Genomic DNA, 14,345 nt, shown 5'->3' on the forward strand with positions numbered 1-14,345 from the left:
TATGAATAAAGAGATTTTGCTGGTCGTTGACGCTGTGTCCAACGAGAAGGCTGTCCCCCGCGAGAAGATTTTCCAGGCTCTGGAGACTGCGCTGGCGACTGCGACCAAGAAAAAATACGAAGGCGAGATTGAAGTGCGTGTCGAGATCGATCGCAAGACCGGTGACTACGACACCTATCGCCGTTGGGTCGTGGTGGCCGATCAGGCTTCCATGGAGAACCCGTACGGGGAAATCACCCTCGAAGCCGCTCAGATCGAGCAGCCGGATATCCAGATCGGCGACTATGTTGAAGACCAGATTGACTCTGTGACCTTCGACCGTATCACCACCCAGACCGCCAAGCAGGTCATCGTGCAGAAAGTGCGCGAGGCTGAGCGTTCCCAAGTCGTTGACCAGTTCAAGGACAAGGAAGGCACCATCATCAGCGGCGTGGTCAAGAAGAGCAACCGCGACAACGTGATCCTGGATCTGGGCAGCAATGCCGAAGCCGTGATCTTCCGTGACGACATGCTGCCCCGTGAGACCTTCCGTCCCGGCGACCGTATCCGTGGCCTGCTCTACGCCGTGCGTCCGGAAGCCCGTGGTTCCCAGCTGTTCGTCAGCCGCTCCAGCCCGGACTTCCTGAAAGAGCTGTTCCGCATCGAAGTGCCGGAAATCGGCGAAGAGATGATCGAAATCATGGGCGCCGCCCGTGATCCGGGTTCCCGCGCCAAGATCGCGGTGAAGACCAACGATCGTCGTATTGACCCGATCGGTGCCTGTATCGGCATGCGTGGTGCCCGCGTTCAGGCCGTCTCCGCCGAGCTGAGCGGTGAGCGTGCCGACATCGTGCTGTACGATGACAACCCGGCCCAATACGTGATCAACGCCATGGCGCCAGCCGATGTGGCCTCCATCATTGTCGATGAAGACAACCACACCATGGACATCGCCGTGGAAGCAGCCAACCTGGCCCAGGCCATCGGCCGCAACGGTCAGAACGTACGTCTGGCCTCCCAGCTGACCGGTTGGGAACTGAACGTGATGACCGTCGAGGACATGCGTGCCAAGCACCAGGCCGAGAACGACCGCATCCTGACGCTGTTCACCAGCACCCTCGACATCGACGACGATTTCGCCGGCCTGCTGATGGAAGAGGGCTTCTCCACCCTGGAAGAGATCGCCTTCGTCCCGGTCAACGAGCTGCTGGCCATCGACGGTCTGGATGAAGACATGGTCGAAGAGCTGCGCAAGCGTGCCAAGGATGCCCTGACCACCAAGGCCTTGGCCAAAGAAGAATCCTTTGAAGGCGTCGAGCCTTCCGAAGAACTGCTCAATCTCTCCGGCCTCGGTCGTGAAATGGCCTATGCCCTGGCCGCTCGCGGCGTCGGCACCCTGGAAGATTTGGCAGAGCAAGGTATCGATGACCTTGCCGACATCGAAGAGTTGACCGCCGAGAAGGCAGGTGAGCTCATTATGGCTGCTCGCAATATCTGTTGGTTCGGAGAAGAGCAGTCTGAATAAGGTCAAACGGAGGAAAATGAATGGCAGAAGTATCAGTTAAGCAACTTGCCACTGACATCGACACGCCGGTTGATCGTCTTCTCCAGCAGTTTGTCGATGCCGGCATCGTGAAGAGCAAGGCCGACGACATGGTCAGCGAGTCTGAGAAACAGACTCTGCTGGCACATCTGAAGAAACAGCATGGAGGTGACGAGGTCACCGCACCTGCTCGCATGACCTTGCAGCGCAAGACCAAGAGCACTCTGAGTGTTCAGGGGACTGGTGGCAAGAACAAGGAAGTGCAGGTAGAAGTGCGCAAGTCTCGCACCTATGTAAGACGCTCGGCGCTGGAAGATGAACAGCGCCAGGCGGAAGCCGAGGAAACAGCGCGTTTGGAAGCAGAAGAAAAAGCTCGTCGCGAGGCCGAAGAGAAGGCCCGCCTCGACGCTGAAGAGAAGGCTCGCCGTGAGGCTGAGCAGGCTCGTCGTGAAGCTGAGGAAAAGGCGCGGATCGAGGCACAACAGAAGGCTCGACAGGCTCAACAGCCCGCCAAAGCAGCCGGTAGCACAGCTCAGCAAGAGGCAGAAAAGATGGCCAAGCGCGAAGCAGAAGAACTGAAGCGCCAACAGGAACAGACAGCTTTGCAAAAAGCTGAAGAACTCGCCGCGAAGAAAGCCGAAGAGGCTCGCATCATGGCGGAACAGAATGCGGCCCGCTGGGCTGAAGAAGAAGCGGCTCGCGCCAAAGAGAGCAGCGATTACCATCTGACCACCAACAAGCACGCGCAAGCGGCCGAAGATGAGTTGGATCGTAAGGAAGAGACCAGCCGTCGCACGGCTGCCGCTGCCAAGGCGCCGAAGAAAGTCGGCCGTCGCGAAGACGACCGCAATGACCGCAACTCCCGCGATCCCCGTGCCCGCAAAGGCAAGCGTGGCAAGATGGCCATGCCGAACGCCATGAAACACGGCTTCAACAAGCCGGCTGCCGTGGTCAACCGTGACGTCGTCATCGGCGAGACCATCACAGTGGCGGAGCTTGCCAACAAGATGGCCGTCAAGGGCGTTGAAGTCATCAAGGTGATGATGAAGATGGGTGCCATGGCTACCATCAACCAGGTGATCGACCAGGAGACCGCTCAGCTGGTCGCCGAGGAGATGGGTCACAAGGTAGTGCTGCGTCGTGAGAACGAGCTGGAAGAGGCGGTACTGTCCGATCGTGACGAAACCTCCGAAGCCAAGCCGCGCGCGCCGGTCGTGACCATCATGGGTCACGTCGATCACGGCAAGACCTCGCTGCTGGACTATATCCGTAAAGCCAAGGTCGCCGCAGGCGAAGCCGGTGGCATTACCCAGCACATCGGTGCGTACCACGTACAGACCGACAGCGGGATGATCACCTTCCTGGATACCCCGGGTCACGCGGCGTTTACCTCCATGCGTGCTCGCGGTGCCAAGGCGACCGACATCGTTGTTCTGGTTGTTGCAGCTGACGACGGCGTGATGCCGCAAACCATCGAAGCTATCCAGCACGCCAAGGCGGCCGGTGTGCCGCTGGTTGTTGCGGTGAACAAGATCGACAAGCCTGAAGCGGATCCGGATCGCGTCAAGACCGAGCTGGCCCGTTACAACGTCATGTCCGAAGACTGGGGTGGCGATTGCCAGTTCGTGCACGTCTCCGCCAAGTCTGGCGAAGGCATCGACGACCTGCTGGAAGCCATCCTGATCCAGGCCGAAGTCCTGGAGCTGAAAGCCGTGGTTGACGGCATGGCCAACGGCGTCGTGATCGAATCCTTCCTGGATAAAGGTCGTGGTCCGGTTGCCACCGTGCTGGTACAGGAAGGTACTCTGCGTCAGGGCGACATCGTGCTGTGCGGTCTCGAATACGGCCGGGTGCGCGCCATGCGTGACGAACTGGGTCGCGAGATCAAAGAAGCAGGTCCCTCTCTGCCAGTGGAAATTCTGGGTCTGTCCGGCGTTCCCTCTGCCGGTGACGAAGCCACGGTCGTGCGTGACGAGAAGAAAGCCCGTGAAGTGGCGCTCTACCGTCAGGGCAAGTTCCGCGAAGTCAAGCTGGCTCGCCAGCAGAAGGCCAAGCTGGAAAACATGTTCGCCAACATGACCGAGGGCGAAGTGTCCGAAGTGAACGTGGTGATCAAGGCCGATGTACAAGGCTCTGTGGAAGCGATCTGCGATGCGCTGGTCAAACTCTCCACCGACGAAGTGAAGGTGAAGATCGTGGGTTCCGGCGTAGGTGGCATCACCGAAACCGACGCGACCCTGGCCGCGGCTTCCAGCGCCATTCTGGTGGGCTTCAACGTCCGTGCCGACGCTTCTGCGCGCAAGGTCATCGAATCCGAGAGCCTGGATCTGCGTTACTACTCCGTCATCTATGACCTGATCGACGAAGTGAAGCAGGCCATGAGCGGCAAGCTGGCTCCTGAGTATCGTCAGGAGATCATCGGTCTGGCTGAAGTGCGTAGCGTCTTCAAGTCGCCGAAGTTCGGCGCTGTTGCCGGCTGTATGGTTACCGAAGGTGTGGTCAAGCGTTCCAACCGCATTCGCGTTCTGCGTGACAACGTGGTTATCTATGAAGGCGAGCTGGAATCCCTGCGCCGCTTCAAGGATGACGTCAACGAAGTTCGCAACGGCTACGAGTGTGGTATCGCGGTCAAGAACTACAACGACGTGCGCGAAGGCGACCAGATCGAGGTGTACGAGACTGTTGAAATTCAACGGACTCTGTAAGCCGAGCGTTAGACAAAATAGGGGGCCGCGGCCCCCTTTTATCGCAGGATAGAATATGGCCAGAGAATTCAGCCGGACCCGTCGGGTCGGACAGCAGATCCAGCGTGAAATCGCGCTGATCCTGCAGCGCGAGGTGAAAGACCCGCGCATCGGCATGGTGACCGTCTCCGACGTGGAGGTCTCCAAGGACCTCAACTATGCCAAGGTTTATGTCACCTTCTTGCAACTGGAGAATGACGCCGAACGCATCAAGGAAGGGCTCAAGGGCCTGACCGAGGCTGCCGGTTACATCCGCAGCCTGCTGGGCAGCGCCATGCGTCTGCGGGTGGTGCCCGAGCTGCGTTTCTACTACGACCAGACCCTGGTCGAGGGGATGCGCCTCTCCAACCTGGTGACCAACACTGTGCGTGAAGACAAGCGTCGCATGACTGAAGCCGGTCGTGACGAAGAGCAATCCGCACCGGATGACACGACTGAGGATAACGCCTGAGATGTCTCGTAGACGTCGTTTCAAAGGCCGTGACGTACACGGCATCCTGCTGCTGGACAAACCGACCGGCCTGACTTCCAACGATGTGTTGCAGAAGGTCAAGCGGATCTACAACGCCGCCAAGGCTGGCCATACCGGCGCCCTGGACCCCCTGGCCACCGGCATGTTGCCGATCTGCCTCGGGGAGGCCACCAAGTTCTCCCAGTATCTGCTGGAAGCGGACAAGCGCTATGAGGTGACCGCCAAGCTGGGCGAGCGCACCAATACCAGCGACTCCGACGGCGAGGTGGTCTCCACCCGTCCGGTGAACGTGGCCGTGGGTACCCTGATCGAGGCGCTTGACCAGTTCCGCGGCCCCATCATGCAGGTGCCGTCCATGTACTCCGCCCTCAAGCACAACGGCCGCCCGCTCTACGAATATGCCCGTGAAGGGATCGAGATCGAGCGGGAAGCCCGTCCCATCACCATCTTCGAACTCAAACTGCTCGGCTTCGAGGGGGACGAGGTGAAGCTGGAAGTGCATTGCAGCAAGGGTACCTATATCCGCTCCCTGGTGGACGATCTGGGGGAAGTGCTGGGCTGTGGCGCTCACGTCACCCAGCTGCGTCGCACCCAGGTGGCGAGCTACCCCTACGAGCGGATGCTGACCCTGGAGCAGCTCGAGTGTATCTTCGAGCAGGCCAAGGCCGAAAGCATTCCGCCACGGGAGCAGCTGGATCCCCTGCTGCTGCCGATGGACACCGCCGTGGCCTCTCTGCCCGAGGTAAACATGCTGGTCGCCGTGGCCGCCTATGTGAACCAGGGTCAGGCCGTGCAGGTGGCAGGTAGCCCCCAAAGCGGCCAGGTCCGCATGACGGTTGGCCCGGAGCGCGAATTCATCGGGGTTGGCGAGATCGATGACGAGGGGCGCGTGGCACCCAAGCGTCTGGTTCGCTACCACGACGAGGAGTGATCCTCAGGCGGTATCGGTCTGTCACGCGTCTTTCCCGTTGCGAAAAGGGGCGGGGACGATTATGATACCGCCCTCATTTCACGGCTGAATTAGAGATTGGCTGTGAACCTTTAAACACTCTACTGGAGTAATACCATGTCTCTAAATGCTGAGATCAAAGCTCAAATCGTTGCCGACAACGCTCGTGGCGCCAACGACACCGGTTCCCCCGAAGTGCAAGTTGCCCTGCTGACTGCCCAGATCAACCATCTGCAAGGTCACTTCAAGGAGCACGCCAAGGATCACCACGGTCGTCGCGGTCTGCTGCGCATGGTTTCCCAGCGTCGTAAGCTGCTGGACTACCTGAAGCGTAAAGACGTTCAGCGTTACGCTGCTCTGATCGCCAAGCTGGGTCTGCGTCGTTAATCGACCATCAGATTTCGCAAAAAAGGGGAACCGCGAGGTTCCCCTTTTTTATTGCCCGTTTCAAACAGGATGCAGGCCGTTGCCTGCCTCACAGAATTGACGTCCGCGCTTACCTTTTGATGCGAATCAAGTATACTTGCACGCGAATTTAAAGCGCCAAATTGTTAAAAGGAAATTCACGTGAATCCTATTGTAAAGTCATTCCAGTACGGTCAACACACCGTCACACTGGAAACCGGTGTGATGGCCCGTCAAGCCACTGCGGCCGTCATGGTCAGCATGGACGATACCTGTGTCTTCGTGACCGTCGTTGGCAAGAAAGAGGCCGATCACGGCCGTGATTTCTTCCCGCTGACCGTCAACTATCAGGAGCGTACCTATGCTGCTGGTCGTATCCCGGGTGGTTTCTTCCGTCGTGAAGGCCGTCCGAGCGAGGGTGAGACCCTCATCTCCCGTCTGATCGACCGTCCCATCCGTCCGCTGTTCCCGGAAGGCTTCCTCAATGAGGTTCAGGTGGTTGCCACCGTCATGTCCGTGAACCCGGCCGTTTCTCCCGACATCGTTGCCATGATCGGTGCCTCCGCAGCTCTGGCCATCTCCGGCATCCCGTTCGGCGGCCCGATCGGTGCAGCCCGCGTGGGTTACATGAACGGCCAGTACGTGCTGAACCCGACCACCACCGAACTGCCCCAGAGCGATCTGGATCTGGTGGTTGCCGGTACTGCCAATGCGGTGCTGATGGTGGAATCCGAAGCGGCCATCCTCTCCGAGGAGGTGATGCTGGGCGCCGTGGTCTACGGTCACGAGCAGATGCAGACCGTGATCAACGCCATCAATGAATTCGCTGCCGACGTCGGTACCAAGCCCTGGGACTGGACCCCGCCTGCCGTCAACGAAGCGTTGAAAGCCAAAGTTGCCGAACTGGCCACAGCTGAGCTGGGTGAAGCCTACCGCATCACCGAGAAGGCTGTTCGCTACGAAACCATCGCTGCCATCAAGGGTCGCGTGGTCGAGCAAGTCATCGCATCCGGCGTGGAAGAAGATGCCAAGAAGATCGGCGAAGAGTTCCACAGCCTGGAGAGCCGCATCGTCCGTGGTCGCGTAGTACGTGGTGAGCCGCGTATCGACGGTCGCGATCCGGAAATGATCCGCGCCCTCTCCGTCGGTACCGGCATCCTGCCCCGTGCCCACGGTTCTGCCCTGTTCACCCGTGGTGAAACCCAGGCCATCGTGGTGGCCACTCTGGGTACCGAGCGTGACGCCCAGAACATCGACGAGCTGACCGGCAACCGCGCCGATCGCTTCATGCTGCACTACAACTTCCCGCCCTACTGCGTCGGCGAGACCGGCATGATGGGCAGCCCGAAGCGTCGTGAAATCGGTCACGGCCGTCTGGCCAAGCGTGGCGTTGCTGCCGTGATGCCGAGCGCCGCCGAGTTCCCGTACGTGGTGCGCGTGGTCTCTGAAATCACCGAATCCAACGGCTCCTCCTCCATGGCGTCTGTCTGTGGTTCCTCCCTGGCGCTGATGGATGCCGGTGTGCCGATCAAGGCCTCCGTTGCCGGTATCGCCATGGGTCTGGTGAAGGAAGAGGAAGGTTTCGTCGTGCTGTCCGACATCCTGGGTGACGAAGATCACCTGGGCGACATGGACTTCAAGGTAGCCGGTACCAGCGAAGGCGTGACCGCGCTGCAAATGGACATCAAGATCGAAGGCATCACCAAAGAGATCATGGAGATTGCCCTGAAGCAAGCTCGTGGCGCTCGTCTGCACATCCTGAAAGTGATGGACGAAGCTATCCAGGCTCCCCGTGCTCAGATCTCCGATTTCGCACCGCGCATCCACACCATCAAGATCAATCCTGAGAAGATCAAGGACGTGATCGGCAAGGGTGGTTCCGTGATCCGTGCACTGACCGAAGAGACCGGCACCAACATCGAGCTGGATGATGACGGTACCGTTCGCATCTCCGCCGTGGCCAACGAAGCCGCCATGGAAGCGATCCGCCGCATCGAGGCCATCACCGCCGAGATCGAAGTGAACCGCATCTACGAAGGCAAGGTCGTGCGCCTGGCTGACTTCGGCGCCTTCGTCAACATCCTGCCGGGTAAAGACGGTCTGGTGCACATCTCCCAGATCACCGATGCCCGCGTGCAGAACGTGGCCGACTTCCTGAAAATCGGTGACGTGGTGAAGGTGAAGGTACTGGAAGTGGACCGTCAGGGCCGTGTGCGTCTCTCCATCAAGGAAGCGAACGCACCGACCGAAGCGGCTGCTGCTCCTGCTGCCGTTGCCGTCGAAGAGCCGGCTGCCGAATAAGGCTGCCGTATGTGAAAGAGCCGACCCTTGGGTCGGCTTTTTTGTGCCTGTCGCCCGGCATGGCGCAGATTGTCTCCTTGTTCCTTTTGGCGCCCCTTGATATAAGGGACGACCCCGCTTCGTTGGCAAAAGGAATTGCAGCATGTCATGGGCCTACCTCAGACAGTTTCCTTCCCTGGTCTGGATCGTCATCCTGGGCACTTTCATGGTGCGTACCACCTTCTTCATGGTCTGGCCCTTTCTCTCGATCCTGCTCTACCGTGACTACGGACTTTCGGCGACCCTGATAGGCGCCATCCTGGGGGCCACGGCGGCGCTTTCCACTCTCGTCAGCTTCTATGGCGGCTGGCTCTCGGACAAATGGGGGCGGCGCAACATCCTGCTGTTCGGCTGCCTGGTTTCCGCCGCAAGCGTGGCCCTGCTCGGCCTCTCCCCCAAGGTGGGCTGGCTGGCACTCGGGGTGATCGGCAGCGGACTCTCCTACGGTCTCATCGACGCACCGGGCAAGGCACTGATGGCCGACAATCTGGCCGAGCCCAAAGCCCGTGAGCTGGCGCTGCACCTGCGTTATTTCCTGCTCAACCTGGGGGCGGCCATCGGTCCTCTGCTCGGCGTCACCTATGGCCTGAGCGCGCGTCAGGAGACCTTCCTGTTGCTCAGTGCCAGCTATCTGCTGCTTGGCATGGTCTTTGTCATCGGGTTCAGGCTGGCGGGTTGCCACACCAGCCAGGCGGCCGGGCCCGGCATGCGTGCCGTGCTGCGGGTGCTCTGGCAGGACAGGGGGTTTCTGCTGCTGATCATGGCCAATCTGCTGCTGATGCTGGTCTACGCCCAGTTCGAGTCGCCCCTCATCCAGTATCTGACCCGCGCGGGGACGCCGGAGGTGGAGCGGCTCATCGGCTGGCTGGTGACGACCAATGCGCTGACCATAGTGATGCTGCAGTTCCCCCTGCTGCACCTGACTGCCCGCTGGTCCACGCGGCGCAAGCTGCAACTCGGGGTGGCGCTCTTTCTCGGCGCCCAGTTGCAGTTTGCGCTGGGGGATACCGCCATCTGGTGGCACTGGATAGTGGCGGTGATCCTCCTGAGCGTCGGGGAGTGCATCCTCTTCCCCTTGCTCAATGTGCTGATCGATCAGATGGCGCCTGGTCATTTGAAGGGGAGCTATTTCGGGGCGGCCTCCATCTCCGGACTCGGGGTGGCCATGGGGGCCTTGCTGGGAGGCTGGGTGCTGGCCCACTGGGGCGGGAGCTGGCTTTACGCCCTGATGGCGCTGCTCTGCCTGGTGATCCTGATGCTCTATGGTCTGAGTACCCGGACCTCGCGCCCAGCACTGGTCCGGGCCGGGCCCTGACGGCTAGAAGGTCAGCACCTTGTCGGCGGCCAGAGTCCATTGGGCCAGCAAGGGGAGGGTGCCTATCTCTATGCCCTCGACAAGGGGTAGCGGGGTGATGCCGCGCGCATCGGTGCAGCTCTTGCAAAGCCGGATCCGGGTGCCCTGAGCCAGCAGTATCTCCAGCATCTGGCGCAGGTTGTAGCCCTCGGCCGGAGCCTGCCCGGCGAGGGCAGCAGTGACGGCATCCGACATCAGGAAGAGGTTGAGGTCTACCTTTCCCTCCTCTTTGAGGGCGATGCCGAGGCGCAGGGCATTGAACAGGGACTCGCTGCCATAGGGGGCGCCGTTGGCAATGATGAGAATGTGTTGGGTCATGTGGCTCTCCTGATTGAAAGGGCCATTGTAGCCTCGGCGAAAGCGGCCCGGCATGATGCAGAGCACACTCTGTCGTAGCCCGGCCCCGTGTGTCTTGACCTCACACAGGGAGTCAGGTCTCATGGACGGCCATCCAGTATGACAGAACAAAGAGGTTGTTATGTGGAAGATCGCCGGAATAGGCTTATTGTTGTTGGCCGGACAAGCCTATGGTAGTGAAAACATCGGCTGCAAGGCCAGAGAGCAGGCCGTGACGGATCAGCTTGCGTTCGCCAGAGAGCACAACAACCAGGAGCAGGTAGCCGGCCTTGAGCGGGCACTGCGCAACCTGGAGGCCCATTGTACCGATGCCGGGCTCCTTGAGGAGCAGCAACGCAAGGTGGTCAAGCAGAGGGAAGAAGTGGAAGAGCGGCTGGCCGAGTTGCAGAGCGCACGGGTATCGGGCAAGCCGGACAAGATTGCCAAGAAGCAGTCCAAGCTGGAGGAGTCCCAGGCCGAGTTGCTGGAAGCCCAGCGCGAACTCGAGGCGCTGCAAAAACTGGTCAAACCCTGAGGGAAGGGCAGCGCAATAGAAAAAGCCGGGCATGCCCGGCTTTTTCTATTTTTGGATAATGCACTCCGCGCGTGTCAGACGCGGACTGCCTGTGCATCCGCACGAATTTCTCCATCAACTGATCTTCGGTTTCCACCCTATGGACGGACATCTCGAAGGATGCCGTCCATAGGGCGCAGACGCTGATACAGGCTTACTGCCTGTGCATCCGCACGAACTTTTCCATCAACTGATCTTCGGTTTCCACCCTATGGACGGGATCCCGGAGGATGCAGTCCCTGTAGAGCAGATGCTGATGCAGGTGTTACTGCTACTGCCTGTGCATCCGCACAAACTTTTCCATCAGCTGATCTTCGGTTTCCACATGGGCGGGATCCCAGATGATGCAGTCGATAGGGCAGACGCTGATGCAGGTGGGCTTCTCATAGTGGCCGACGCATTCGGTGCAGCGATCCGGGTCTATCTCGTAGATCTTGCTTCCCAGGGCGATGGCCTGGTTCGGACACTCCGGATCGCACATGTCACAGTTGATGCACTTGTCGGTGATGAGCAGTGCCATCTCAGGCCGCCGAGTGAGGTTGACGGGTATCCTCGCGCTCGCCAAGGTTGCGCAGCAGGATGCCGTAATTCACGTCGATCTCCTTGGGAACCGGCACGTAGACCACGTGGCCGTTGCCCGGCGCGGTGTCGATGAGCTCGCCCTTGCGGTTCTGCATCTGCTCCAGGTTGAAGCTGAGGTTGCCCTGGGGGGTCATCAGCTCCAGGCTATTGCCCAGCAGGAACTTGTTCTTCACCTCGACTTCGACCATGTCACCATTGCGACCGGTGATCTCGCCGACGAACTGCTGGGTGTCGGAGACGGAGTAACCGTAGTCGTAGTTCTGGTATTCGCTGTGGTTGTGACGGCGCAGGAAGCCCTCGGTGTAGCCGCGGTGGGCCAGGTTCTCGAGGGTGCCCATCAGGGTCGGATCGAACGGACGGCCAGCCACCGCATCGTCGATGGCCTTGCGATAGACCTGGGCGGTACGGGCGCAATAGTAGAAGGACTTGGTACGGCCTTCGATTTTCAGGGAATGAACGCCCATTTTGGTCAGGCGCTCGACGTGCTCGACAGCGCGCAGATCCTTGGAGTTCATGATGTAGGTACCGTGCTCGTCTTCAAACGCAGTCATGAACTCGCCCGGGCGGTTGGACTCCTCCAGCAGCACCAGGGCATCGGTCGGCTTGCCTGCGCCCAGGGTCGGATCCACCTTTTGCACGGCGATGGGCTCCTGGCGGTGGACGATCTGGCCCACGTCATCTTCCTTGCCCTCGTGCACCTTGTACTCCCAGCGGCAGGAGTTGGTGCAGGTACCCTGGTTGGGGTCACGCTTGTTGATGTAGCCGGAGAGCAGGCAGCGGCCGGAGTAGGCCATACACAGCGCCCCGTGGACGAAGACTTCCAGTTCCATCTCCGGCACCTGCATGCGGATCTCCTCGATCTCGTCGAGAGACAGCTCGCGGGAGAGGATGGCACGGGTCAGGCCCATCTGATGCCAGAACTTCACCGTGGCCCAGTTGACCGCGTTGGCCTGCACCGAGAGGTGGATAGGCATGTCGGGGAAGGCTTCGCGCATCATCATGATGAGGCCGGGATCGGACATGATGAGTGCATCCGGCTTCATATCCACCACGGGGCGCATGTCGCGGATGAAGGTCTTGAGCTTGGAGTTGTGGGGCTGGATGTTGGCCACCACATAGAACTGCTTGCCGAGGGCATGGGCCTCGTTGATGCCGAGCTGCAGATTCTCGTGATCGAATTCGTTGTTGCGTACCCGCAGGCTGTAGCGCGGCTGGCCCGCATAGACGGCGTCTGCGCCATAGGCATAGGCGTAGCGCATGTTCTTGAGGGTCCCGGCAGGGGAGAGCAATTCTGGTCTGAACATGTTGGACTCTTTTATCTGATTGCAAATCAGGACGGCGCCACCTGATGGCGTCGTGTGGGTTCATCGGTGGCGCGACCGTCTTCGACGCACGGCCATCCGATGGGGGTACATCGGAGCAGGAGGTGACTCGATACTCCGGATATACGGGGTGCGAGATTGTACTCGTGACCGCCTCGTCATGCAATTTGGGACGGCCTTGGCATGCCTGCGCCATGTTCATTTTACGCTCAGACTGGGGTTGCTAGAGTGCAAGGGGTGAAAGATGCCCCTGAGTTGGCGGTGAAATGGATCTTTTCGGCGAAAAAGACCATCTCCAAGTTGAAATTTTGCCCTGCTCGGGAAAGAATGCGCGCTCGGTTGTTGGTCCCCGGTGACGGGCCCACAAGAGACCGATGATGAGCAGGGCAAAGGCCCACAGGAACAGGAAACCATACAGGAATTTTATGAATCCCCTTCGCATTGCCGCTTCGGCTCTTTTATGTACGCTGGCGCTGGTCAGCCAGCAGGCCGCCGCCGTTGAATACCAGCTGCCTGCAGCCAACAGCCGCCTGATCGGTGAGAACCAGGAATACGTGGTGCCCGCAGACAACCGTCCGCTGGAGCAGATCGCCTCTGACTTCCAGCTGGGTCTGACCAACATCATGGAAGCCAACCCGGGCGTCGACCCCTACCTGCCCAAGGCGGGCAGCACGCTGATCATTCCCCATCAGCTGATCCTGCCCAACGCTCCCCGCGAAGGGATCGTCATCAACGTGGCGGAGATGCGTCTCTATTACTACCCGAAGGGCAAGAACGTGGTGCATGTGCTGCCCATCGGCATCGGCCAGCTCGGGGTCAACACCCCGGAGAACTGGATCACCAAGGTTGAGCGCAAGCGTGCCAACCCGACCTGGACCCCGACCGAGAATATCCGTCGCCGCTACGCCGCCCAGGGCAAGACCCTGCCCGCGGTCTGGCCGGCCGGCCCGGACAACCCCATGGGCCTGCACGCGCTCTACATCGGCAACCTGTACGCCATCCACGGCACCAACGCCACCTTTGGCATCGGTCTGCGGGTGAGCAGCGGCTGCGTGCGCCTGCGCGCCGACGACATCAAGTACCTGTTCGATCACGTGCCGGTCGGCACCCGCGTCCAGTTCGTCAACCAGCCGGTCAAGACCACGGTCGAGCCGGATGGCGGTCGCTACATGGAAGTGCACGAGCCGCTGTCGCGCACCGAGGAAGAGTTCAACTCCACCGCCTCCGTGCCGCTGCCCATGACCCCGGCTACCACCCGCTTCATCGCCCACGCTGACAGCGATTCCAACGTGGTCAAGCAGGTGCTGGAACAGCGTACCGGCATCCCGACCCGCCTCAATCCAGAGGCGTAATGGCCGGCAAGTGCAGTTAAACAACAACGGCGACCTGATGGTCGCCGTTGTTGTTTCCGGTATTGGCAAGGTTCATTCGTGGCTGATGGTGATGATTGCCATGGTTTGGCGCGAGTCAATCCATCGATAGGAAACCTGGCTGGTGGCGAGACGCTGTGACGACTGTTTTGCCAACTGTCTCAGATTGAGGGTATCTGTCGTTTGCTGTGGGCCCGATAGACAGGTGACCTGCACCTGATCCTGTTGCTGCTCGATGTGGCAGGCATCTTCAACGATTGCTCCGCTGACTGTGATGTGACCAGTACTGGTCGCCGGCCCCGCCTGTGCCACCGACATACCCAAACTGGCGAAGGTGAGTGCGACTACGATTGGCTTCATGCAGACCTCCTGATT

13 protein-coding genes and 1 pseudogene are annotated in these 14,345 nt (G+C 60.1%); 9 read left to right on the forward strand and 5 right to left on the reverse strand.

Annotated elements, in window-relative coordinates:
• Position 1: 1 nt before the first annotated feature.
• From nusA to J9893_RS03490, 7 genes are all read left to right on the forward strand, one after another.
• Positions 2-1,504, forward strand: coding sequence for a transcription termination factor NusA (gene nusA / locus J9893_RS03460; RefSeq protein ID WP_039040286.1), 1,503 nt, complete (start codon positions 2-4; stop codon positions 1,502-1,504).
• Between the two features lie 20 nt (positions 1,505-1,524).
• Positions 1,525-4,227: a translation initiation factor IF-2 gene (gene infB / locus J9893_RS03465; RefSeq protein ID WP_043153231.1), complete on the forward strand. Its 2,703-nt coding sequence runs from the start codon at positions 1,525-1,527 to the stop codon at positions 4,225-4,227.
• A gap of 55 nt (positions 4,228-4,282) precedes the next feature.
• Positions 4,283-4,717 carry a 30S ribosome-binding factor RbfA gene (rbfA, locus tag J9893_RS03470; RefSeq protein WP_010675366.1) on the forward strand — a complete coding sequence of 145 codons (435 nt, stop codon included), beginning with the start codon at positions 4,283-4,285 and terminating at the stop codon, positions 4,715-4,717.
• A 1-nt stretch (position 4,718) separates the two neighbouring features.
• Positions 4,719-5,669, forward strand: coding sequence for a tRNA pseudouridine(55) synthase TruB (gene truB, locus J9893_RS03475; protein ID WP_010675365.1), 951 nt, complete (start codon positions 4,719-4,721; stop codon positions 5,667-5,669).
• Positions 5,670-5,804: 135 nt separating this feature from the next.
• Positions 5,805-6,074 (forward strand): 30S ribosomal protein S15, encoded by a 270-nt coding sequence (rpsO, locus tag J9893_RS03480; RefSeq protein ID WP_010675364.1) that lies wholly within the window; start codon positions 5,805-5,807, stop codon positions 6,072-6,074.
• Between the two features lie 180 nt (positions 6,075-6,254).
• A complete protein-coding gene (pnp, locus tag J9893_RS03485; protein ID WP_029314766.1) occupies positions 6,255-8,393 on the forward strand; it encodes a polyribonucleotide nucleotidyltransferase in 2,139 nt (712 codons plus the stop codon).
• Between the two features lie 142 nt (positions 8,394-8,535).
• On the forward strand, positions 8,536-9,747 hold the full coding sequence (locus J9893_RS03490; protein ID WP_010675362.1) for an MFS transporter: 1,212 nt from the start codon (positions 8,536-8,538) through the stop codon (positions 9,745-9,747).
• Between the two features lie 3 nt (positions 9,748-9,750).
• Here J9893_RS03490 and J9893_RS03495 read toward each other — a convergent pair whose 3' ends face one another.
• The gene (locus J9893_RS03495; protein WP_010675361.1) at positions 9,751-10,104 is read right to left on the reverse strand and encodes a DsrE/DsrF/TusD sulfur relay family protein; all 354 of its coding nucleotides are present in this window, start codon (positions 10,102-10,104) and stop codon (positions 9,751-9,753) included.
• Positions 10,105-10,264: 160 nt separating this feature from the next.
• On the opposite strand from J9893_RS03495, the gene J9893_RS03500 reads away from it, so the two are divergent.
• Positions 10,265-10,657, forward strand: coding sequence for a DUF1090 domain-containing protein (locus J9893_RS03500; RefSeq protein WP_029314765.1), 393 nt, complete (start codon positions 10,265-10,267; stop codon positions 10,655-10,657).
• 193 nt (positions 10,658-10,850) lie between these two features.
• On the opposite strand, the pseudogene J9893_RS21565 reads toward J9893_RS03500, so the two are convergent.
• The 3 genes and pseudogenes from J9893_RS21565 to yegQ form a co-directional block, all read right to left on the reverse strand.
• Positions 10,851-10,934 (reverse strand): annotated as a pseudogene (locus tag J9893_RS21565) (ferredoxin); the annotation flags it as partial.
• Positions 10,935-10,967: 33 nt separating this feature from the next.
• Entirely contained in the window at positions 10,968-11,216 is a 249-nt protein-coding gene (locus J9893_RS03505; protein ID WP_041212510.1) for a YfhL family 4Fe-4S dicluster ferredoxin, read from the reverse strand.
• 1 nt (position 11,217) lies between these two features.
• The gene (gene yegQ, locus J9893_RS03510) at positions 11,218-12,582 is read right to left on the reverse strand and encodes a tRNA 5-hydroxyuridine modification protein YegQ (protein ID WP_010675357.1); all 1,365 of its coding nucleotides are present in this window, start codon (positions 12,580-12,582) and stop codon (positions 11,218-11,220) included.
• 443 nt (positions 12,583-13,025) lie between these two features.
• Here yegQ and J9893_RS03515 point away from each other — a divergent pair, with 443 nt between their 5' ends.
• A complete protein-coding gene (locus tag J9893_RS03515) occupies positions 13,026-13,952 on the forward strand; it encodes a L,D-transpeptidase family protein (protein ID WP_041212511.1) in 927 nt (308 codons plus the stop codon).
• Positions 13,953-14,024: 72 nt separating this feature from the next.
• On the opposite strand, the gene J9893_RS03520 is transcribed toward J9893_RS03515, so the two are convergent.
• Entirely contained in the window at positions 14,025-14,330 is a 306-nt protein-coding gene (locus J9893_RS03520; protein ID WP_041212512.1) for a hypothetical protein, read from the reverse strand.
• Positions 14,331-14,345 lie beyond the last annotated feature (15 nt).

Origin of the sequence: Aeromonas sp. MaB10011B (assembly GCF_017939325.1) — a bacterium.
In the GTDB taxonomy this organism is placed as follows: Bacteria; Pseudomonadota; Gammaproteobacteria; order Enterobacterales; family Aeromonadaceae; genus Aeromonas; species Aeromonas caviae.